Annotated in this window: 20 protein-coding genes and 5 pseudogenes; 9 read left to right on the top strand and 16 right to left on the bottom strand. The window is 68.5% G+C overall.

Translation table 11 applies throughout. From position 1 onward, the window contains the following. Positions 1–78 precede the first annotated feature (78 nt). Positions 79–2,903: pseudogene (gene valS / locus QQK48_RS13655) on the bottom strand (valine--tRNA ligase). Between the two features lie 138 nt (positions 2,904–3,041). Here valS and QQK48_RS22040 point away from each other — a divergent pair. Next, positions 3,042–3,221, top strand: a pseudogene (locus QQK48_RS22040) (carboxymuconolactone decarboxylase family protein); the annotation flags it as partial. 210 nt (positions 3,222–3,431) lie between these two features. Here the strand turns inward: QQK48_RS22040 and QQK48_RS13660 are convergent. Genes QQK48_RS13660 through QQK48_RS20295 form a run of 3 tightly spaced genes read right to left on the bottom strand, consistent with a single transcriptional unit; the run spans position 3,432 to position 4,718 of the window. Next, positions 3,432–3,644, bottom strand: coding sequence for a hypothetical protein (locus tag QQK48_RS13660; protein ID WP_284328810.1), 213 nt, complete (start codon positions 3,642–3,644; stop codon positions 3,432–3,434). A 2-nt stretch (positions 3,645–3,646) separates the two neighbouring features. Next, entirely contained in the window at positions 3,647–4,621 is a 975-nt protein-coding gene (locus tag QQK48_RS20290) for a helix-turn-helix transcriptional regulator (RefSeq protein ID WP_348523638.1), read from the bottom strand. Then, a complete protein-coding gene (locus QQK48_RS20295) occupies positions 4,572–4,718 on the bottom strand; it encodes a hypothetical protein (protein WP_348523639.1) in 147 nt (48 codons plus the stop codon). The genes QQK48_RS20290 and QQK48_RS20295 overlap by 50 nt, the downstream gene beginning before the upstream one ends. Before the next feature lie 159 nt (positions 4,719–4,877). Between QQK48_RS20295 and QQK48_RS13670 the strand changes: the two genes are divergently transcribed. After that, positions 4,878–5,258 carry a phage holin family protein gene (locus QQK48_RS13670; protein ID WP_284328811.1) on the top strand — a complete coding sequence of 127 codons (381 nt, stop codon included), beginning with the start codon at positions 4,878–4,880 and terminating at the stop codon, positions 5,256–5,258. Between the two features lie 97 nt (positions 5,259–5,355). Here the strand turns inward: QQK48_RS13670 and QQK48_RS13675 are convergent, their stop codons facing one another. Genes QQK48_RS13675 through QQK48_RS13685 form a run of 3 tightly spaced genes read right to left on the bottom strand, consistent with a single transcriptional unit; the run spans position 5,356 to position 7,301 of the window. Then, entirely contained in the window at positions 5,356–5,769 is a 414-nt protein-coding gene (locus QQK48_RS13675) for a hypothetical protein (RefSeq protein WP_284328812.1), read from the bottom strand. Between the two features lie 40 nt (positions 5,770–5,809). Continuing rightward, positions 5,810–6,970: a cation:proton antiporter domain-containing protein gene (locus tag QQK48_RS13680; protein WP_431308354.1), complete on the bottom strand. Its 1,161-nt coding sequence runs from the start codon at positions 6,968–6,970 to the stop codon at positions 5,810–5,812. 10 nt (positions 6,971–6,980) lie between these two features. Then, entirely contained in the window at positions 6,981–7,301 is a 321-nt protein-coding gene (locus tag QQK48_RS13685) for a cation:proton antiporter domain-containing protein (protein ID WP_284328814.1), read from the bottom strand. A gap of 265 nt (positions 7,302–7,566) precedes the next feature. Between QQK48_RS13685 and QQK48_RS22045 the strand changes: the two genes are divergently transcribed. The 3 genes from QQK48_RS22045 (at position 7,567) to QQK48_RS13700 (ending at position 11,230) form a co-directional block, all read left to right on the top strand. Next, positions 7,567–10,089, top strand: coding sequence for an iron chelate uptake ABC transporter family permease subunit (locus tag QQK48_RS22045; RefSeq protein ID WP_431308355.1), 2,523 nt, complete (start codon positions 7,567–7,569; stop codon positions 10,087–10,089). Next, entirely contained in the window at positions 10,022–10,453 is a 432-nt protein-coding gene (locus QQK48_RS22050) for a FecCD family ABC transporter permease (RefSeq protein WP_431308356.1), read from the top strand. Before QQK48_RS22045 ends, QQK48_RS22050 begins: the two co-directional genes overlap by 68 nt. A 72-nt stretch (positions 10,454–10,525) precedes the next feature. Beyond that, positions 10,526–11,230, top strand: a complete 705-nt coding sequence (locus QQK48_RS13700; protein ID WP_284328815.1) for a heme ABC transporter ATP-binding protein — start codon at positions 10,526–10,528, stop codon at positions 11,228–11,230. Here the strand turns inward: QQK48_RS13700 and QQK48_RS13705 are convergent. Further along, on the bottom strand, positions 11,227–11,667 hold the full coding sequence (locus tag QQK48_RS13705; protein WP_284328816.1) for a MarR family winged helix-turn-helix transcriptional regulator: 441 nt from the start codon (positions 11,665–11,667) through the stop codon (positions 11,227–11,229). The genes QQK48_RS13700 and QQK48_RS13705 overlap by 4 nt on opposite strands. A 62-nt stretch (positions 11,668–11,729) precedes the next feature. Between QQK48_RS13705 and QQK48_RS13710 the strand changes: the two genes are divergently transcribed. Further along, positions 11,730–12,098 (top strand): VOC family protein, encoded by a 369-nt coding sequence (locus QQK48_RS13710; protein ID WP_284328817.1) that lies wholly within the window; start codon positions 11,730–11,732, stop codon positions 12,096–12,098. Positions 12,099–12,165: 67 nt separating this feature from the next. On the opposite strand, the gene QQK48_RS13715 is transcribed toward QQK48_RS13710, so the two are convergent. The 8 genes and pseudogenes from QQK48_RS13715 to QQK48_RS13755 all read right to left on the bottom strand — a co-directional run. Further along, complete coding sequence (locus QQK48_RS13715) at positions 12,166–12,330, bottom strand: hypothetical protein (protein WP_284328818.1); 165 nt, start codon at positions 12,328–12,330, stop codon at positions 12,166–12,168. Positions 12,331–12,535: 205 nt separating this feature from the next. Beyond that, positions 12,536–13,537 (bottom strand): annotated as a pseudogene (locus QQK48_RS20300) (HtaA domain-containing protein); the annotation flags it as partial. A gap of 76 nt (positions 13,538–13,613) precedes the next feature. Beyond that, positions 13,614–15,074, bottom strand: a pseudogene (locus QQK48_RS13730) (HtaA domain-containing protein); the annotation flags it as partial. Continuing rightward, positions 15,071–15,526, bottom strand: coding sequence for a hypothetical protein (locus QQK48_RS13735; protein ID WP_284328819.1), 456 nt, complete (start codon positions 15,524–15,526; stop codon positions 15,071–15,073). The gene QQK48_RS13735 and the pseudogene QQK48_RS13730, both read right to left, overlap by 4 nt. Further along, entirely contained in the window at positions 15,523–16,818 is a 1,296-nt protein-coding gene (locus QQK48_RS13740) for an HtaA domain-containing protein (RefSeq protein ID WP_284328820.1), read from the bottom strand. Before QQK48_RS13740 ends, QQK48_RS13735 begins: the two co-directional genes overlap by 4 nt. 625 nt (positions 16,819–17,443) lie before the next feature. Beyond that, entirely contained in the window at positions 17,444–18,061 is a 618-nt protein-coding gene (locus QQK48_RS13745; protein ID WP_284328821.1) for an alpha/beta-hydrolase family protein, read from the bottom strand. Further along, complete coding sequence (locus QQK48_RS13750; RefSeq protein WP_284329407.1) at positions 18,061–18,462, bottom strand: alpha/beta-hydrolase family protein; 402 nt, start codon at positions 18,460–18,462, stop codon at positions 18,061–18,063. The genes QQK48_RS13745 and QQK48_RS13750 overlap by 1 nt, the downstream gene beginning before the upstream one ends. Next, positions 18,436–19,185: pseudogene (locus QQK48_RS13755) on the bottom strand (alpha/beta-hydrolase N-terminal domain-containing protein); the annotation flags it as partial. The pseudogene QQK48_RS13755 and the gene QQK48_RS13750, both read right to left, overlap by 27 nt. 182 nt (positions 19,186–19,367) lie before the next feature. On the opposite strand from QQK48_RS13755, the gene QQK48_RS13760 reads away from it, so the two are divergent. The 3 genes from QQK48_RS13760 to QQK48_RS13770 are packed head-to-tail and all read left to right on the top strand — an operon-like array spanning position 19,368 to position 20,437. Beyond that, positions 19,368–19,595 (top strand): hypothetical protein, encoded by a 228-nt coding sequence (locus QQK48_RS13760; protein WP_284328822.1) that lies wholly within the window; start codon positions 19,368–19,370, stop codon positions 19,593–19,595. A 4-nt stretch (positions 19,596–19,599) separates the two neighbouring features. Continuing rightward, on the top strand, positions 19,600–20,340 hold the full coding sequence (locus QQK48_RS13765; RefSeq protein ID WP_284328823.1) for an extracellular solute-binding protein: 741 nt from the start codon (positions 19,600–19,602) through the stop codon (positions 20,338–20,340). Beyond that, positions 20,276–20,437 (top strand): hypothetical protein, encoded by a 162-nt coding sequence (locus QQK48_RS13770; RefSeq protein ID WP_284328824.1) that lies wholly within the window; start codon positions 20,276–20,278, stop codon positions 20,435–20,437. Before QQK48_RS13765 ends, QQK48_RS13770 begins: the two co-directional genes overlap by 65 nt. Positions 20,438–20,440 lie beyond the last annotated feature (3 nt).

Here is a 20,440-nt window from a genome sequence, read left to right on the forward strand (position 1 = left end):
CCGTCCGCTGCGAGACGCCCGGGAACGAAAACGCGCCCTGAGCGTCCACTAGGGAGGCTCAGGGCGCGTTCGTGAGGCTTAGGCCTCGGCGAGGACCACGTTCTCCGTGCGCATGACCGTGGGATCGGCGATCTCGGTCGCCGAGCCGTCGGAGTCGCCGCCATCGACCGACGAGTCGAGCGCGGCCACCGCGTCGACAATCTGCATCGCGCGCACACGGCCCGCGGACATCACGTCGGTCTTCGCCGCGTGCACCGCAGCAACCTTGGCCTCGGGAACCAGCAGGTCAACGGAGACGATCTCGGTGCGCTGCGACACCTTGGCCTCCGACTTGATCTTGCGGATCACGGCCAGTGCTTCGCCTGCATCGGCCACCAGGGATGCGTCAGCACCTGCGGCCGCAACGCGCAGCGGCTCCGCCGACGGCCACGCGGCGCGGTGCACCGTGCCGGGACGGAACCACGACCACACCTCCTCGGTGGCGAAGGGGAGGAACGGCGCGAACAGGCGCAGGAACGTGTCGAGGGCGATCACGAGCGTGGCGCGCGCGGACGCGGCACCGGGGGAGCACGGCGCGAGCGGGTCGATGTCCTCGCCGGGGGCCGCGCCGTCGTAGGCGCGAGCCTTCACGAGCTCCACGTAGTCGTCACAGAAGGTCCAGAACAGCGTCTCCGCCTGCTCGAGAGCACGCGTGTGATCGTAGGAGGAGAACGCCTTGGTGGCGGTGTCCACGACCTCGGCGAGCGCCGCGAGCAGGGCGCGGTCAAGCGGGTCCGTCACCACCGAGCCGGAGGCGTCCATGGCCGCGGGGTGTGCGTCATTCGCCGCGCTTGCCCCCAAGCCGTCGAGCACGCCGCCCGTGACGTGGGCTGCGGCCGCGATGCCTGCCTCGAGTGACTCGTTGGCCGCGGTGCCGATGCCCGTGGCGCCCAGCGCGAACTTCGAGGCGTTGAGCACCTTGTTGGCGAGGCGGCGGCCAATCTTCATCTGGCCCTCGTCGAAGGCGGCGTCAGTGCCCAGGCGCGCCGATGCCGCCCAGTAGCGCACCGCATCGGAGCCGTGCTGTTCGAGCAGCCCCAGGGGCGTCACCACGTTGCCCTTGGACTTCGACATCTTCTTGCGGTCAGGGTCAAGGATCCAGCCGGAGATCGCGGCATGCTTCCAGGGCAGGGCGTCGTGCTCGAGGTGCGAGCGCACCACAGTGGAGAACAGCCAGGTGCGGATGATGTCCTGGCCCTGGGGGCGCAGGTCCATCGGGAAGGTCTTTGCGAACAGTTCGGCGTCATCGCGCCAGCCACACACAATCTGGGGCGTGAGCGACGAGGTCGCCCAGGTGTCCATGATGTCCTTCTCGCCCGTGAAGCCGCCGGGGACGTCGCGCTGCGACTCGTCGTAGCCAGGGGCGGCGTCGGCGGACGGGTCCACCGGCAGCGACTCCTCGGAGGGCACGATGGGGGAGTCCCACACCACCTCGCCCGCCTCGTCGAGCGGGTACCACACGGGGATCGGCACGCCGAAGAAGCGCTGGCGCGAGATCAGCCAGTCACCGGTGAGGCCGTTGACCCAGTTCTCGTAGCGCTTGCCCATGTGAGCGGGCACAAACTCGAGGTCATCTCCGCGGCCCAGCAGAGCAGTGCGGAGGTCGGCGTCGCGGCCACCGTTGGAGATGTACCACTGGCGCGAGGTGACGATCTCGAGCGGCTTGTCGCCCTTCTCGAAGAACTTCACCGGGTGCTGGATGGGCTTGGGGTCGCCGTCCATGAGGTCCGCCTCGCGCAGCATCTCGACGATGCGCTTCTGGGCAGAGAACACGGTCATGCCGGCAATCTCGGCGTACGCGGCCTGCGCGGCGTCGGATTCGAGTCCCGCGGGAGCCTCGGGGAGCACGCGGCCGTCGCGGCCCAGGATCGAGCGCATCGGCAAGCCGAGCTCTCGCCACCAGATCACGTCGGTGACATCACCGAACGTACAGATCATCGCGATGCCGGAGCCCTTGTCGGGCGACGCGAGGCGGTGCGGGACCACGGGCACCTCGACGCCGAAGAGCGGGGTGCGGACATGCGTGCCGAAGAGCGGCTGGTAGCGCTCGTCGTCGGGGTGGGCCACGAGCGCCACACAGGCCGCCAGCAGGCTCGGGGCGGGTGGTCTCGATCCACACCGACTCGAACGAGCCGGTCACGGCCTCCATATCGGCGCAGGGCTCGAACGCGAGGCGGTGGTAGGCGCCGGGGCGCTCGCGGTCTTCGAGCCTCGGCCTGGGCGACGGCGGTGCGGAAGGTGACGTCCCACAGCGTGGGAGCCTCAGCCTGGTAGGCCTCGCCACGGCCAAGCGAGCGCAGGAACGCCTGCTGGGCGACTGCCTGCGAGGACGGCGAGATGGTCTGGTAGGTGCGCGACCAGTCCACGGACAGGCCGAGGCGGCGCCACAGGTGCTCGAACTGCTGCTCGTCCTCGGCGGTGAGGCGCTCGCACAGGCTCGATGAAGTTGCGACGCGAGATGGGCTGCTGGTCCGCGGCCTTCGACGACTTTCCATCGCCACCGACGAACGGCGGCTCGTAGCCCTCGACGTACGGCAGGGTCGGGTCGCACCGCACCCCGAAGTAGTTCTGGACGCGGCGCTCGGTGGGCAGCCCGTTGTCGTCCCAACCCATCGGGTAGAAGACCTCGCGGCCGCTCATGCGCTGGAAGCGCGCCACCACGTCGGTGTGGGTGTACGAGAAGACGTGGCCCACGTGCAGCGAGCCCGAGACCGTGGGGGAGGGGTGTCGATCGAGTACACCTGCTCACGCTCGACGGAGGCGTCGAAGCGGTAGGTTTCGTCGTTCTCCCAGACCTCGTTCCAGCGGTCCTCAAGTCCGTCGACGGTGGCCTTGTCTGGGATGCGCGCAGTCATGCCGCTCATTCTTCCAGACCACACGGGTCCCGCCCCAATCCGTCGTCCGGCCGATGCCTCGGCGAGTTGCGTCTCGCCCCTAGCCGGGGTAGGAGGCCGCTTGATAGCGTCGCTGGGGTGAGTGAGGCGAGGGTGCGTCCGGAGTTCATGAAGGCGCTTGAAGATTGTGATGCCGAGGTGGGGGCATCGTTGAAGCCGCGCCTGCGCGACATGATCCGCCTGCGATGCTCACACCTGAACGGCTGCACCTTCTCCGTGCGGCTGCATTCCGAGTCGCTGACGGCATTGGGGGCACGCCCTGAGGTGATCTCCGCTCTCGCGCGGCCGGTCAGGGCGATGCGCGAGGGGTTGGTGAGCGAAGGGGACGAGGCAGCGCTTCGATTCGCGGAAATCCTGACCGACCCGCCGCGCGGGCTCGAGACCGAGGCGCGCGACACCGCGGCAACGTACTTCACGCGGCAGCAGGCTCGGGGCGATCGTCGAAACCGTCGCCGTCGTCAATGCGTGGAATCGGGTGCTGCGCGGCGTCGAGTAGCACTAGGAGGCTCGCCGCGCCCTGCGGTAAGAGCCGACGACGTCCCATACGGCGATCGCGGCGACGATCACCAGGATTCCCCACTCGAGGTTGGCGATCGTCAGGTCGGTCGCGGCATCGGGCCAGCCGATCTCGGCAAAGAGCGCCCTGTTGAGCAGTTCGCCTTCGACGACGGGGATCGCGACGAGGGCTACGGCGACGACGTTGACCGCCACGTTCAGCCACCAGTCGCGCATGGTCCAGTGGCCCCGCATATGACGCGCGATGGCGGCCGCGAGCTCGATGCCCATCGCGACCAGCAGTGCGGGCAGCACGAACGTCCACAGCGAGGGGTCGAGCAGCGGCAGGCCCTCGCCGTCGGCTGTGCGGGCCCACGGCCACGCTGTTGCCACACGAGCGCCACCGTGGTGAGCGCGATGACCACCACGGTGCCGGCGGTGTCGCCCCACGTGACAGTGGCGTCCCGCTCCTCGGGCAGCCGGTCCACCGTCCATGGTTCCGTGACCTCGCTTGCCTTCACGCGCCCCCGCTCGATCGCAGCGAACACGAGCGTCACCCAGAACACCAGGTGCACGCCGACGGTAAGGGTCCCGCCCACGGTGGTGCCGATGATGGCGCCCACGCCATCGCCGTCGATCCACCCGCCGAGCGGGATCAGCACCGCCATGATGGGCAGCACGATCCACAACAGCAGGGTGGTGAGGCGTTTCCAGGCGAGGAAGTACTCGGGGCCGATGAGGAACAGCGAGCGGTCGGCGTAGGACGCCGCGAGCCGCTCGGGATCGCCCATCTCGTTCAACGTGTCCCGTTCGGCCTGACCGGCGGTAAGCCCCGCGCCGATGCGGGCGTCGATGGCGTCGCCGATGGCCTCCCTGAGTTGGGCTTCAACATCGGAGCGCTGGTCCTCGGCGAGGCGCGCAAGTGTCGCGGCGACGTAGCGGTCGGTGAGCGTCATGGTCGGTCCATCCGGTCGAGTGCCTCGGAGAGGCGGTTCCAGTCGGCGCGCAGCAGCGAGACGAGGCTCGATGCCCGCGGGGGAGGTCGCATAGATCTTTCGTGGGCGGGCCTCGGAGGTATCCCAATCGAAGGTGAGCAAACCCTGCTTGTCGAGGCGGCGCAAGAGCGGATACAGGGTGTTGGCCTCAACGTTCAGGCCCAGGCTCTGCGAGGCGGCCGATGAGGCGATAGCCATAGTCGGGCGTCGCGGCGAGCAGTGCGAGGCACGCGAGCGACGTGGTGCCGCGGCGCAGTTCCTGGCGGTGTTGCGCGATGAGGTCGGGATGCAACATGACGAACACGATAGTGTGTGTCGCACACTATAGCAATTCCGCACATCGATAGTCCGCACGGTACATTCGTCGATGCACCGCACCGCCGTGCGGGCCATTGCCGCGTGTCGCAGGGGTTTTACCGCGCGAGTGGGTGCCCCACGGAGTAGCGTCTGCCCCATGGTGCGATTCCTGTGGAACCTGGTGGTCACGCTCATCGCTGCGGCAGTGGGCCTGTGGTTGACCTACTTCATTCTCGGTGCGGACGACTTTGACATGAACGTCGGCGGCTTCCTGCTGGCGCTGGTGATCTTCGTCGTAGCGCAGGCGATCCTGTCGCCGTTCATTCTCAAGATCTCGGTGCGGTACGCGAGCGCACTCACCGGCGGTGTGGCACTGATCTCCACGTTCGTGGCGCTGCTGCTCGCGAACATCTTCTCCGACGGTCTCGACATCAAGACGGCCACCGGCTGGCTGGTGGGCACGGTGCTGGTGTGGCTCCTCAGCGCGCTCGCCGGATGGCTCGTCGGCGCCTTCGTCCTGAAGAACAAGGCTCAGTAAGGACTGACTCTCGACGACACGCGGGGCCCGGCACGGTGACGTGCCGGGCCCCGCGTGTCGTCTGTCGCCGGGACAGCCGGCCGATGCCTGGGTTGCGTCAGGCGCTGAGGTTGTCGATCATGCGGCCCAGGACCGCGGCAGCCGTCGCGTAGTCGGCGTCGCCGATTCCCGCCACCGTTGCATCGTGCAGCCTTGTCACCTCTGCCTCGATCTGCGCGTAGGCGTCGTGGCCGGAGTCGGTCGCGACGCGACCGCCGTCCTCGACCGCCACCCATCCTCCCGCTGCCAGCCCCTCCCAGGCGGAGGCGAGCGCCGCGGGCGAGGCGTGACCGGGCGTGCGTGCCTCCAGGGTCTCCCACGACATCGGCCCATCCGCATGGACGAGCCGCGAGAGCATCAGGAACTCGTCTTCGGTGGTGGAGCGATCGGCGAGGACATCGCGGAAGGCCGCACGCAGCGTCGCGTCGAGAATCCTGGCGAGGGCATCGATCCTGGTGGCGGCGTCGCTCATGCTCGCCACCCTACGCTCGCGCACGCACCCGGCGCTGGAGTTAGTGGGTTCCGGTGCTCTCGTCGAGCACGTCCGCGGCCATCAGGTCCGCGATCTCGTGGACCCCGACCAGGACCCGGTCGGCACCCATCTCGGTGAGGTACTCGACGTCGGCATCGTTCTGGCCGCGCGCGAGGACCCGCACGTGGGGTGAGAGGCGGGTGATCTTGGCGGTGATGGCGCCCGCGTTGAGGGGATCCGGGATGGCGATGACCACCGTGGTGGCGTGGTCGAGGCCCGCGGCCTGCAGGACCTTGGAGCGCACCGCCGAGCCGAGGATCGCCTCGCGGCCGTCGTCACGCAGCGCGCGCACCTTGTTCTCGTCGTCGTCGATGATCACGGTAGGGACATCGGCGTGCCAGAGCGCCATTGCGGTGCGGGTGCCCACCCTGCCGAACCCGACCACGATGACGTGTTCGGTGCCCGCGTAGGCCACGCGTGCATCGTCGATCTCGGCGCCCGGCTCCTCGGCGCCGTCGCGATAGAAGCGTGCGACGAGCGTGAACAGGAACGGGTTGATGAGGATCGACAGGATGGCGGCGCCGAGCACCAGGTCCTGCGCTTCCTGCGACAGGATCTCGAGGTCACCGCCGAGCGTCACGAGGATGAAGGAGAACTCACCGATCTGCGCCAGCGCTGCCGCCACCACGAGCGACATGCGCTTCGAGTAGCGCAGCGCGCGCACCAGGCCGAACGCGACCACCGACTTGCCGAACACGATGACGAGGGTGGTGACGAGCAGCGCCAGCGGGGCCTCGATGACCACGTGCCAGTCCACGAGCATGCCCACCGAGACGAAGAACAGGACCGAGAAGGCGTCGCGGAGCGGCAGCGAGTCCTCAGCCGCCCGGTGCGAGAGGTCGGATTCGCGCATGATCATGCCCGCGAAGAACGCCCCGAGCGCAAACGACACATCGAACAGGTAGGCCGCTCCCACCGCGACGCCCATGGCGATCGCGAGAATGCTGAGCGTAAACAGTTCGCGCGAGCCGGTATCCGCGACCTTGGCGAGCAGCCAAGGGATGACGCGCTTGCCCACCACCAGCATGAGGGCCACAAAGACTGCGACGCGCAGGATGGTCCATGCCAACTCTCCGGCGAGGGCGCCAGCGCCGCCCGCATCGGCCGCGAGGACGGGAACCACGACGAGGGCGAGCACCATCGCCAGATCCTCAACGATGAGCCAGCCCACGGCGATGTGGCCCGCGCGGGTATCGAGCAGCCTGCTTGTCCTCGAGGGCGCGCAACATGACGACCGTCGACGCCACGGACAGAGCAAGGCCAAAGAGCATGGCGGCGCCAAGGGACCAGTCGAGCCAGAGTCCCACGAGCGTGCCGAGCGCCGTGGCGGCCACCATCTGGAGCACGGCTCCTGGAAGCGCCACCTTCTTGACGGCCAGCAGGTCGCGAATAGAGAAGTGCAGACCCACGCCGAACATCAGCAGGATGACGCCAATCTCGCTGAGCCTGGTAGGCGACTTCGGTATCGGCATCGAACCCAGGGGTGAACGGGCCGATGATGAGTCCGGCCGCGAGATAGCCCACGATGGGTGAGAGGCGCAGGCTTCTGAGCGACGAACCCGAGGATGAAGCCCAGCACGAGTCCCGCCGCCATCGTGGTGAGCAGGGGAGCGTGGTGCAGCATTGCCACATTCTACGTGGCGGTATGTGTCCAACAGATGGCCGAGCATCGTCCCCGCGGGCGGCGACGCAGAAATTTGTGTGACAGGGCTCTTGCGTAATTGGTAGGCTCGCCGCATGACTCACGCTGAGGACACCCCGGGCCTCGCAGCGCGACTGCGCGATGCGACCGCCGTGGAGCACAAGGACACCGAGAACCGCTCCTTCATCACGCGCCTCATGGGCGGGGAGCTCGACCTCGAGGCGTACACGCGCTACCTCGCGCAGTACGCCTACGTCTACCGGGCACTCGAGGCCCGCGAGCCCCAGCCCGGCGACCCGGAGTTCCTCGCCGACCCCGCGCTGCCGCGCTTTGCTTCCATCGTCTCCGACCTCGAGAACCTTGGTGCCGCTGACTGGGAGGCGACTCACCCGGCACGCCCCGCCACGCTCGACTACGTCCAGCACCTCGAGTCCATCCCCGCCAGCGACGTGGCCCGCTACCTCGCGCACCACTACACGCGCTACCTCGGTGACCTCTCGGGCGGCCAGGCGATCGCCGCCCTCGTGGCGCGTCACTATGGAGCCTCGGACGCCCAGGCGGCGTTCTACCGCTTCGAGGACATCGACTCGCCCGTGCGTTACAAGCGCTCCTACCGTGACCAGGCTCGACGCGCTCGACTTCACCGAGGAGCAGGAGCAGGCGCTGTTCTCCGAGGCCAAGGGTGCATTCCACTTCAACGCCGCGATCTTCGAGGCGCTGGGCGAGTCCGAGCCTGCGCCTGTGGCGTCCTGACCGTGATGCGACGTGGCGCCTGGGCGGGCGCCGCGTCGCTCCTGGCGGCGCTCGCGCTGAGCGCATGCGTGCCGCTGACGCCCGAGGCGGACTCGTCGTCCCAGGCCGTCGCCACCGGCAACGCTGAGGCCGCGGTCCAGGCCAGCGCCACCCCGGCATCGGCCGCACCGACGCCGCTGGCCGAACTGGACCTGCTCGCCGACCCCCACGCGTACGAGGGCCCGTCGACGGCCGTCCTTGCGGACGCCGCGGTCGCCACGCTCGACCCGGCGCCGACGCCTCGCCTGCCCGTCACCGTGACGTCGCACACCCGGGACGGGGACGTGGACGTCGAGGTGGCCGATGCCTCGCGTGTGGTGGTGTTCGACATGTCTGGCTCCATCGCCGCCACCGTGTGGGCGCTGGGACAGGGTGACGCGCTCGTGGGGCGTGACGTCGCCGCCGAGTTCCCCGGCACCGAAGACCTCCCCGTCGTCACGGGGTCATCGCACACCATCAACCCCGAGGCCGTCCTCGCGCTCGAGCCCACGCTCGTGATCACGGACGGGTCGATCGGCCCCACGGACTCGGTGCAGCAGTTGGCCGATGCGGGGGTGACGGTCGTCGTCGTCGAGAACGAGTCGTCGTTCACCGGCGCAGGCGAGTTGGCGCGCCAGGTGGGCGCCGCCTTGGGTGTGGCCGATGCGGGCGAAAGGCTCGCCGACCGCATCGCCTCCGAGGTGGCCGCCACTCAGGCGGAGATCGCCGACGTGGCGCCCGACGAGGGCCTGCGCATCATGATGCTCTACCTGCGCGGGGCCTCGGGGATCTACTACATGTTTGGCGAGGAGTCGGGCGCCGATCGGCTCGTCAACGGCCTGGGCGGCGTGGACGTGGCGGCCGAGATCGGCCTCGACGGGATGAAGCCGCTGACGGATGAGGCCATGCTCGCAGCCGATCCTGAGCCTCATCTTGGTGATGAGCCACGGCATCGAGTCGGTCGGAGGCGTCGACGGGCTCCTCGAGGCCAAGCCCGCGATCGCGCTGACCGCAGCGGGACAGCACCGCCGCATCGTCGATATGGCCGACAACCAGCCTGCTCGCCTTCGGGCCCCGCTCGGCAGACATCCTCGACGCGCTCGCACGGGCCGTCTACGCGCCGGAGTCGTGATGTCGGCAGTGGTGTCGGCGCCCGCGCGGGCGTCCGTGCGGCGGCCGCGGCTGCGCGCCACGCTGTTGTTCTGCGCGCTCGCAATCCTGCTCGTCGCGGGGGTGATCGCCTCGGCGGGCATCGGCCAACTCACCGTGTCCGTGACCGAGGTCATCGGCGCGCTGCTGCGGGGGTCGGGATCGACACGTCGTGGGCGCCGGCATCGGACGTGACCTACGAGGCGCTGTGGCAGATCCGCTTCCCCCGCGTGGCGATGAGCCTTCTGGTGGGCGCCGCGCTCGCCGTCGCTGGCGCGGTCATGCAGGCGATCTTCGGTAATCCCTTGGCAGAGCCTGGCGTGGTGGGCGTTTCCTCGGGTGCTGCCTTGGGTGCGGCGCTCGGCATCGTGTCCGGAGGCGTGCTCGCCGGAGTGCTCGGCACGGCATCGATGGCGTTCATCGGCGGCGTGGGTGCGACCCTGCTCGTGTACTTCATGGCGCGGGCGGGCGGTCGCACCGAGGTAGTGACGCTGCTGCTGACCGGTATTGCCGTGAACGCCTTCGCAGGTGCCGGACTGGCCCTCGTCATTTTCGTGGGCGACTCCGCGGCACGCGAGCAGATCGTGTTCTGGCAGGCTGGGCTCGCTCAACGGCTCGCGGTGGATGGAGGTGGCCGTCGTTGCCGCCTTCACCGCCGTCGCGTGCGTGGTGGCCTTCTCCTACGCGCGCCGTTATGACCTGCTGGCGCTGGGGGAGCGCACCGCCGGGCATCTTGGCCTCAGGGTCGAGCGACTGCGGGTGGTCTCGATCATCCTGGTCGCGGTCCTCACGGGTGCTGCCGTTGCCTTCGCGGGCATCATCTCCTTCGTGGGCCTGGTGGTGCCGCACGCCGTCCGCATGGTCCTTGGCCCCGCGCATCGGCTCCTGCTGACGGGCTCACTGCTGGGCGGCGCGACGCTGCTGGTCTGGGCAGATCTCTTCGCGCGGACGGTCGTCACCGGTGCCGAAATGCCGATCGGTCTGCTCACGTCGCTCATCGGCGGACCGTTCTTCTTCTACCTGTTGCGGCGCGCGCGGTCGCGTCAGGGAGGCTGGGCATGAGCGATGCGCTGACTCCCGCGTTCCACGCGGAGCACGTCACGGTACGCGTTGGCGCCGCCACGCTCGTCGTCGATGCCTCACTGGACGTGGCGCACGGCGAGCCTGGTGGCGCTGGTGGGCCCCAACGGCGCTGGCAAGTCCACGCTTCTGGGCGTCTTGGCGGGCGACCGCACGCCCTCCTCCGGTGCGGTCGCCTTCGATTCCAGGGATGTGCGCGAGTGGTCACCCGGCGACCTGGCGCGCCGCCGCGCGGTGCTCGCCCAGGACAACCAGGTGGCGTTCCCCTTCCGGGTGCGCGAGGTGGTCGAGATGGGACGCGCCCCGTGGCAAGGACGTGCGGAGCAGGACGACGACGATGCCGCGGTCGACGAGGCGCTCGCGACGTGCGACGTCGCGCACCTGGCGGACCGCACCTTCACGTCGCTGTCGGGTGGCGAGCGTGCGCGCGTGTCGCTCGCTCGCGTCCTTGCCCAGCGCACGTCCGCGGTCCTGCTCGATGAGCCCACAGCGGCACTCGACCTGCGCCATCAGGAGGACGTGCTGCGGGTGGCTCGCTCACTCGCGCGCGCGGGGACGGCGGTGGCGGTGGTGTTGCATGACCTGTCGCTGGCGGCGGCCTACGCGGACCGGATCGCGGTCATGCAGCGGGGGAGTGTCGCGGCGGTGGGCTCACCTGCCGATGTGGTCACGCCAGCCTTGATCGAGGACGTGTACGGCGTCGCGGTGCACGTCCTGCCCGGCCCCGACGGGACGCCGCTGGTGGTTCCTCGCCGCTAGGTCAGTGCCCGCGTCATGCGCGAGAGCAGTGCAAAGGCGGCGCCGCGCTCGCTGTCCGAAAGCCCGCTCGTCATGCGTGCCTCGACGGTGCGCACCGCCGCGCTCGCGCGTGCGCGCTCGGCGCGGCCATAGTCGGTCAGGGACGTGGGGATGGCGCGGCCGGTCGAGGCGTGCGCCGCGCGTGTGACGTAGCCATCGCGCTCGAGGGCGTGGAGGAGGACGTTCATCGATTGCCGAGTCACGAAGGTGCCCCGCGCGAGTTCTGAGTTGCTCAGCCCGGGGCGCTGCGCGAGCAACTCCAGGCAGGAGTAGTGGGTGACCGTCATGCCCAGAGGCTTCAGTGCCTCTTCCATCGCGGCGCGCAGCGCACTGGAGGCTTCCTTGAGGAGGTAGCCGAGTGAAGATGAGAGCTCGATCTCATCGGGCGTTTGCGTCATGTCAGTATTCTGACATACAGTGATGAATGTCAGATAACTGACACTCATCGCGAGGAGCCCCCATGCCCGTCATCGGACCCGATTTCGTCTCCCTCCAAGTGCGTGACCTCGATGCGTCACGCGCCTTCTACGAGAACTACCTCGGCGTGGAGCGCTCGCCCGCTGGACCGCCGCACGCGGTGGTGTTCGCGACGCAGCCCATCGCGTTTGCACTACGCGACGTCGTCGAGGGCTTCGACATCGACGTGGTGCCGCTGCGGGGCGCGGGGGTGGCCTTGTGGATGTATGCCACGGGAGTTCAGGAGATCCACGACGCGCTGGTCGCTGACGGCCACAGCATCGTGACGCCGCCGTACGAGGGGCCATTCGGCCTGACCTTCACGTTCGCGGATCCCGACGGCTATCACGTGACGCTTCACGACCGGCCGTGAATGCCATCTGAAACGCCACGGGGCGGCCGACCCGAAGGTCGACCGCCCCGTGGCGTGTGTCCGGGCGTTAGCGGCGGCGGATCACCACCACGGCGGCGCCCGCGGCACCGACGACGGCCACCGCGAGGACGATCCACACCCAGGCGTTGCTCGAGGACTCCTCAGCGGGAGCCTCGGCCTCCGTGGTGACGGCCTCTGCGCTGGGCTCCTCGGAGGGCTCCTCGGCGGCCACGGTGGACTCGCCCGCGAGGGCGGCGATGCAGCCATCCTCGGAGGTCAGTGCCACGGTCAGCGAGTCGAGCGCCTCGCCCGCAGGGTAGGTGCCGAACGCGCTCGCGCCGGCGTCGGTGAGCGTCGCGGGCAGCGCGGTGATGGTCACCACCTCGCCCTCGGACGTGATCTCGGCGGCAGCAAGGTCCAGGCTCCGCGAATCGGATTCCCGTCTGCTCGACCGTCTCGCCTGCCTGGGTCTCGCCAGAGACGTCGAGCAGCAGGTAGGTGCCGTCTGCCGAGAGTTCGATCACTGGGTTGGCGATGGTGGTGTCCAGCGCTCCGTCGTGTCCGGTGAAGTCCACGGCACCCTCGAACGCGACCGTGCCGGTCGTCGTGGCGGCATCGATCACGGCCTCACCGGCCGACCAGGTGAATAGGCCGCCTTCCTCGGTGACGCCGTCCAGGGTCCACTCACCGTTGGCGATGGTGGATTCGATGTACGAGCGGAACGACTCCTTGAAGCCCCACGTGAGGGTCGCATCGGCCACACACATGCCCTCGGTCGAAGCCGGGATGTCGAGGACGATGCCCACGTTCTGCGAACCCTGGAAGGTGAGCGTGTGCTCGCCGGTCAGGGAGGCGGGAAGCGCTCCGGTCCACGTCGCGACGCCGTCGGCATCGGCCGAGATCTCGGCGAGCAGCGTGGGAGTCGAGTACACGACCACCTTGATGCCCTCCTCGTTCGGCTCGAAGCCAGGAACCGAGATCGTGACAACCTCGCCGGCGAGCAGGGCGGCGAGAGTCTCGCCGTCCAGGCTCGATGCCGGTGGTGGCCGGGGAGTGGCGGGGATCTCGTTGTCGTTTTCGACCACAGCGGCCGTCTGCACCACGCGGGTGCCGCCGGACGATGCCGTCGAGGCTGCCGCGCCGAAGGTCACGGTGACGGGGTCAACGCCCATGCTCTGTCCGCCGGGGCCGGTCAGCACGTTGCGTCCGGCCGAGGTCAGCGTCGCGGGGACGCCCTCGAACCGCACGGCGTTGTCGAGCGTGGTCCGCGTGCCGAACGCCAGGTTCAGCGTCGCGAAGTCCATGCGCGAGCCGTTGACCGAGACGCTCAGCGTCGCGGTGCTCGGCGACGTGAGGGTGACCTGCGGGTTGGCGAACGTGTAGTTCAGGGCGCCGTGGTGGCCGGTGAAGGTCACCGAACCGCCGTAGGACGCCGTACCGGTGCCCGCAGAGGCATCGGCCGATCCGCCCGACTGAAGGAACGTGAACGTGGAGCCGTTCGAGCCTGCCCGAGACGGCGATCTGGCCCTGAGCGATCGGTCCGGTCACGTAGGACCGGAAGCCGGAGGCGATGCCCCAGGTCAGTCGGCCGACGACCGCGGTGCTGGTCTCGGGCTCGTCGACGACGATCACGCCGCCGTCCGTGGAACCGCCATCGTTGCCGTTGTCCGTGCCGCCGTCCGTGCCGTTGTCGGTACCGCCGTCGGTTCCGTCGCCGTCACCGGTGGAGGGCTGCGAGGCCCCCAGGGTGACCTTGACCGAGTCGAGGGCGGTGCCGGCGACGTAGAAGCCGCCGAAGGCCTTCGAGCCGGTCTCGGTGATGGTGGCGGGGACCGACGTCAGGGTGACGGAACCCTTGCCTGCGGTGCGCGGTGAGGCGCCGAGGTTGAGGTCGGCGAGGTTGACGCGCTTGCCGTCCACCACGACGCTCAGGACCGCCTTGGTGGAGGAGGTCAGGCGGATCTGCGGGTCGGCGAACTTCATGTCGATGCCGTGCGAGGGGTACTGGAATCGCACGGAACCCTTGAACTTTGCGGTGCCGCTACCGGTGGTGATGTTGGCGTCGCCGCCGTTCGTCTTGAAGGTGAACGCCGAGCCGTTGTTGACGGCGCCTCCGCCGACGGAGATGCCGCTGGCGCCGATGTAGTTGCGCCACGACTCCTTGACGCCCCACACGAGGTCACCGCTCTTGGGGTCGACCGGCGTCGTCGGGTCGGTGGGGTCGGTCGGGTCGGTGGGGTCCGTCGGGTCTACCGGCTCGGTCGGCTTCGAGGCGCCGAGGGTCACCTTGACGGGGTCGAGCGCGGTGCCCTCGTCGTAGGTGATGAGCGCGGAACCCGCGGCCGTCAACTTCGCGGGAACCTTGGTGAGGGTCACCGACGCGTCGCCGGGGGTGCGAGGTGAGGCGCCGAGGTTCAGGTCCGCGAAGGCGATGCGCTTGCCGTCGACCAGCACCGTCAGGTTTGCCTTGGTGGTCGACGAGAGCGTGATCTGCGGGTCGCTGATGGTGATGTCGAGTCCGCCGTGGTGGCCGGTGAAGCGCACGGAACCGGAGAACTTCGCCGTGCCGGTGCCCTTGGTGAGGTCGGAGTTTCCGCCTGCCGCAGCAAACGCAAACAGGTCGCCGGTCTTGATAGCACCGTCGCTAGCGGTCACCGTGCCCTGCGCAATGGATCCCGTGACGTAGGAGATGAACTCCTTGTCGATGCCCCACACCAGGTCGCCGCTCTTGGGTTCCACCGGAGGCTCGTCTTCGGTGAAGGTGATGGGGGTGTAGGTCTCGAAGTCGGCGTTCTTGGCGCCGGATCCGGAGTAGGTGTAGATGCCGTAGTTGCCGGTGGCGTCGGGTGCGAAGTCGGTGATGTTGAGTTCGGCGGTGAAGGTGCCGTCCTCGGTCAGTTCGATCGCTCCGGCGGCGGAGCCTCCGACGGTGGCGTGGGCGGACACGGGCAGTGCCCACTTGGTGGTGTTGTTCACGCGGGCGCTTGAGGGGGCGTTCGCGGAGGGCTGCCAGGTGTCGGCGTACTTTCCGAATGCGATGTAGGCGCCTGCGAACTGGCCTGCCAGCGGGGGCGGGTGCCGTTGGTGGAGCCGTCTTCGGCGGGCAGGAAGCCGGTGCCGGTGATGGTGACGGTCTCGCCCTCACCGTCGAGGTCCTCGGTCTTGGACACCGTCACGGTCGGCGTGACCGGCTCGGGCTCGTCTTCGGTGAAGGTGATGGGGGTGTAGGTCTCGAAGTCGGCGTTCTTGGCGCCGGATCCGGAGTAGGTGTAGATGCCGTAGTTGCCGGTGGCGTCGGGTGCGAAGTCGGTGATGTTGAGTTCGGCGGTGAAGGTGCCGTCCTCGGTCAGTTCGATCGCTCCGGCGGCGGAGCCTCCGACGGTGGCGTGGGCGGACACGGGCAGTGCCCACTTGGTGGTGTTGTTCACGCGGGCGCTTGAGGGGGCGTTCGCGGAGGGCTGCCAGGTGTCGGCGTACTTTCCGAATGCGATGTAGGCGCCTGCGAACTGGCCTGCCAGCGGGGGCGGGTGCCGTTGGTGGAGCCGTCTTCGGCGGGCAGGAAGCCGGTGCCGGTGATGGTGACGGTCTCGCCCTCACCGTCGAGGTCCTCGGTCTTGGACACCGTCACGGTCGGCGTGACCGGCTCGGGCTCGTCTTCGGTGAAGGTGACGGGGGTGTAGGTCTCGAAGTCGGCGTTCTTGGCGCCGGATCCGGAGTAGGTGTAGATGCCGTAGTTGCCGGTGGCGTCGGGTGCGAAGTCGGAGACCGTGATGTCGACGGTGAAGGTGCCGTCGGTTTCGATGGGCAGGTAGCCGGTGGTGTCGGTCATCGCGTCGTAGTCGGCGCGGCTGATGGCCCAGTAGGTCACGTTGCCGGTGCGGGCGTCGCGGGAGGCGCCTTCGGAGGGCTTCCAGGTGTCGGCAAACTTGCCGAAGACGACGTAGGCGCCTGCGAAGGCGCCGCCCAGGGGTGCCGGGTAGTAGTTCGGCAGCGTCGTGGTGCCGTCGTCTGCGGGAAGGAAGCCGGAGCCCGTGACGGTGACGGTCTCGCCCTCGGGGTCGAGGTCGTCGGTCTTGGACACCTTCACGGCCGGAGCGGCGGGCTCGGGCTCGGTCGACGGTTCTTCGGTCGAGGTGACGGACGGCTCGGGCGTCGGCTCGGTCGACGGCTCTTCGGTCGAGGTCACGGACGGCTCAGGCGTGGGCTCGACGACGACTGGCGCCGGGTAGGTGAACGTGGCGGGGTCGATGGCGATGCCCTCGTAGTTGCCAGTCGCGGCGGCAAGGCCCGCGCCACCCTTCGTGGGTGTGGTGACGGTGAAAACGCCGTCCGCCTCGGTGCGTGAGCCGGAGCCGTCGAACGTGCCGATGACCTGGTGGGCAGAGTTGCCACCCGGCGATACGACGGCGGAGATGGTCCCCGAGCCGTCGGCGGCCACGGCCACGATGAAGTCGCTGAACGTGATGTCGATGGTGTGCGCTTCCTTGAGGTAGCGCACGGACCCGCTGTAGGTCAGCGTTCCAGCGCCCGTCTCATCCACATCGGCCGAGGCGAGGGGGAAGGTGGCGATCCCGGCCGCGTCGACGGTCGCGCCGTCTCCGGTGATCGAGCCGCCCGCGCCCGGGTACTGAGCCGTCGCGACATAGTTTCGCCAGTTCGCGTGAACGCCCCACGTCAGTGCCCCAGAAGGTGCCTCGGCTGCGACCGCAGCGGGTGCCACCAGGAGAGAACCTGAGAGTAAGAACAAGAGGGCTGCCGCTACCCAAGCGGCGGGACGCACAGGTGTGCTTCGCAATGTCACGGGGGACTCCATCGTGGTGGTGGCGCGAGTGAAAAGACTCGGCGGGCGCCTCAGGCGGCGAACCTACGGTGGAGACTATCGAGCAATCGTCGATTTACGCAATTACGGTGTTGCGTTGTTACGAAAATGCGATTGTCGGGTGAAACACCAACGGGAAGCGGCCCATGTCCCGTAGGCCGCTTCCCGTTGAGCGATGGGGGTCAAGGTGACTCCCTGGAATCCCGCCATGCCGGAACGTGACGACGAGCCGGAGTGCGAGGCGGGCCGCAAGGAGCGGCCCGTGGACAGCCTAGAGCGGCGCCTCGTTTAACGCAAGACTTGTGTTGCGTAATCTCTCCGACGGCCAGGCGAGGCCCCGGTGGCCACAAGAAAGCCGGGCCGCGACGGCTCCCTCAGTGCGGCGTCGCGGCCCGGCAGTGCGCGCTCAGCGGCGCGGTCGCGATGGCGGCGATCGCGCGCTTGCTGCGCGTGATTTTGAGCATACCTCCGGCTCCGGCCGGGGCGGACTCTTGTGACCGTTTTGTGACTCTACGTGGGCAGGTGCCTACGACTCGGCAGCCTCAAGCGCTGCCTCTGCAGCATCGGCCCTGTCCTCAAGCACCTGTGCCATGGCGTCGGCTTCTGCCTCATCCAGCGGTGACCCCGTCACCGCATTCCACGAGGTGAGGTTGGCCGTCACGGAGTAAAGGTGCCCAAAGCCCTCGGGGACCGAACCGGCGGCGGGCATATCCAGGAGGACTTGCCACATCGTGACGAGGGGGTACCAGGCCATGGTGCTGGAGACATCGGGCGCACGCTCGCCGTCACGCAACCACGCCGGTGACTCGAATGCCAACTGCTGGTTGAACCACACCACAGGATCCGAGCCGTGCTGCAGGTACAGGAGGCGAGTCGAACCCCACGGCGCCGAGTTTCCCGGCGCGATGCCCGATTCGTCGGCGAAGCGGACCGTTCGCCCCGCATTGTGCACGGGGAGTGCTGCCGTCGAGCCGTCGTCGCGCGCCCTGGTGATCTCGTAGTGCATTTCGTTGAGGAACGGCGGTCCCGTCATCAGGGCGCCGTTGATGGGTTCGTTCAGGATGTCGACGCTGGAGAGCACCGCCTCGACGCCGGTGGTGCCGAGCGACAGTCCGTACAGGTAGAGCCTGCGGACGCGAATCATCAGGAAGCGTCGACCAATAGTCGTGGATGGTCCGGAAGGTGACCCTGCTGGTCTCCTCGACCTCGGCCTGGTCCGCCAGGAGCGAGATCCAGGCTCGGCAGGTAGGAGTACTGCATGCCCGCGATGGCCGTGTCGCCATTCCAGAGGTACTCAAGGGAGTCGACGCCGTGGGGGTCTAAGTAGCCTGTGCCCGTGGTGGTGGCGACGACCAGGATCTCGCGGTCGAACGCGTCGGTGCGGATGAGTTCGTCGAGCAGCAGTTGCGCGCGCTCCTCAAGGGAATCGGCGCTGCGCAGTCCTACGTACGCGCGGACGGGCTCGAGTGCCCCTCCGGCACTGGTCGCATCAATCTCCGATGCCGTGGGGCCCGTCGAGACAAAGGAGCGCCCCTGGCGGCCCAGGTCGTCCCACTGCACCAAGGAGGCAGGGGAGCCGGACTTCTCGGCCAGAGACGGCTCGACCGCGCCCGCGTTGGTCTGCAGGTCGCGCCCGGAGAACGTCCAGTTCGAGAACGAGAAGAAGGCGTTGACGAACGCGCCGGACGCCACCCACCAGATCAGGGCGGTCAGCACCACTGCGACCACCGTCACCGCGAGCCGCTGAGGCAGGAACCGCGTGGCGATGCCGTCTCCCCAGCGAAAGAGGCGCCGAAGGAGCCTGGCGATGATGAGCAGCAACGCCGCGGTGGCGGCCGCGGTGATGACAATCACGGGCCATACCAGGGGAGACAGCGGTTCCATCGCGAAGCCTGAGTCGGGTGGCGTTCTGCCAGCCCACGTAGGCCCACACGGCGAACACCGTCTGCAGGGCGATGAGCCCGAGCGACGCGATCAGCAGGACCGCGCGAAGACGGCCGCGGGCGGGGGCACCGTGAGGAACCGAGCGACCGCAAAGAGGCTCGCGCCGATGCCGTAACCCACCATGAAGGTCACGCCGGACTCGATGCCCTGCACCCAGCCCTCGCGCGGCAGGAGTGAGGGTGTCAGTGAGATCGAGAAGAACCACAGGCCCACCACGAGGCCCACCGCGGAGAAGGACATCTCCAGGATGCCGGGTGCGCGCCGACGCGGCGGCCGGGGCTCATACAGCCGGTCGCGAGCGCGGTCCAGCAGTCCGGCGGTCATCTTCCCTACTTCCCTCGGAGCCGTGCTCCCCAACTCTGAGGCTATCCGACGTGGTGGTGCCCGGCTCGCGGCCGAAAGTCGCGACAACTCTTGACAGCGCAGGCGCCGTCTCCCTAATCTCTATCAAGTCGATAGGAAATGGGGCCGACGATCGGCACGGCCCACCAACACAAGGAGAAGACATGACCAGGACGACGTGGCTGAAGGCGGGTGGAGCGGTGATCGTGGCGATGGTGGTGGCCGCCTGCGCGCCCGCCGAAACGGCGTCCTCGCCGACCGCTACCTCGGCAGCAGGCAATGGAGAAGCCGCCGCGGTGGAGGAAACGAACCTCTCGCTGGTGGGCTTCGCGGTTCCCAAGGCCGCCAACAACGCTATCCAGGAGCCTGTGGTCGCAGACGCCCGAGGGTGAGGGCGTGACCTGGACCGAGTCCTACGGAGCATCGGGCGACCAGAGCCGCGCGGTCGAGTCCGGGCTTGACGCCGACTACGTGCACTTCTCGCTCGAGGGCGACGTGACACGCTTGGTGGACGCGGGGCTCGTCTCCGAGGACTGGAACGCAGGCGAGCACGCAGGCATCGTGTCCCAGTCCATCGTGGTGTTCGCGGTCCGCCCCGGCAACCCCAAGGGCATCGAGGATTGGGACGACCTCATCGCGGACGACGTGGAGATCGTGACCCCCAACCCCGGCTCGTCGGGCTCGGCTCGCTGGAACATTCTCGCCGGCTGGGGTCAGGTCATCGCGGACGGTGGCTCTGAGGAGGACGCGAAGGAGTACACCACCCAGTTGTTCGAGAACGTCGTGGCGCTGCCCGGATCGGGCCGCGACGCGACCAGTGCGTTCCTCTCGGGCACCGGCGATGTGTTGCTGTCCTACGAGAACGAGGCCATCCTCGCCAAGCAGGAAGGTGAGGAGCTCGACTACGTGGTGCCGGACACGACGCTGCGCATCGACAACCCCGGCGCCGTCCTCAAGGACGCGGACCCCAAGGCCGCAGCATGGCTCGAATTCCTCTACACCCCCGAGGCGCAGGGCGAGTTCGCGAAGGCTGGGCTTCCGTCCCGTGATCGACGGCGTCGAGGTGGGCGAGGTGGAGGGGGCCAACGACCCCAGCGACCCGTTCCCTGCCCCCGGCACGCTGCTCAACATCGATGACGACTTCGGCGGCTGGGACGAGGCCAACCCCACGTTCTTCGACACCGAGAACGGCATCATTACGCAGATCCAGGTTGATACGGGCAAGTCGTCATGACAT

The organism is Demequina litorisediminis, from assembly GCF_030161615.1.
In the GTDB taxonomy this organism is placed as follows: domain Bacteria; phylum Actinomycetota; class Actinomycetes; order Actinomycetales; family Demequinaceae; genus Demequina; species Demequina litorisediminis.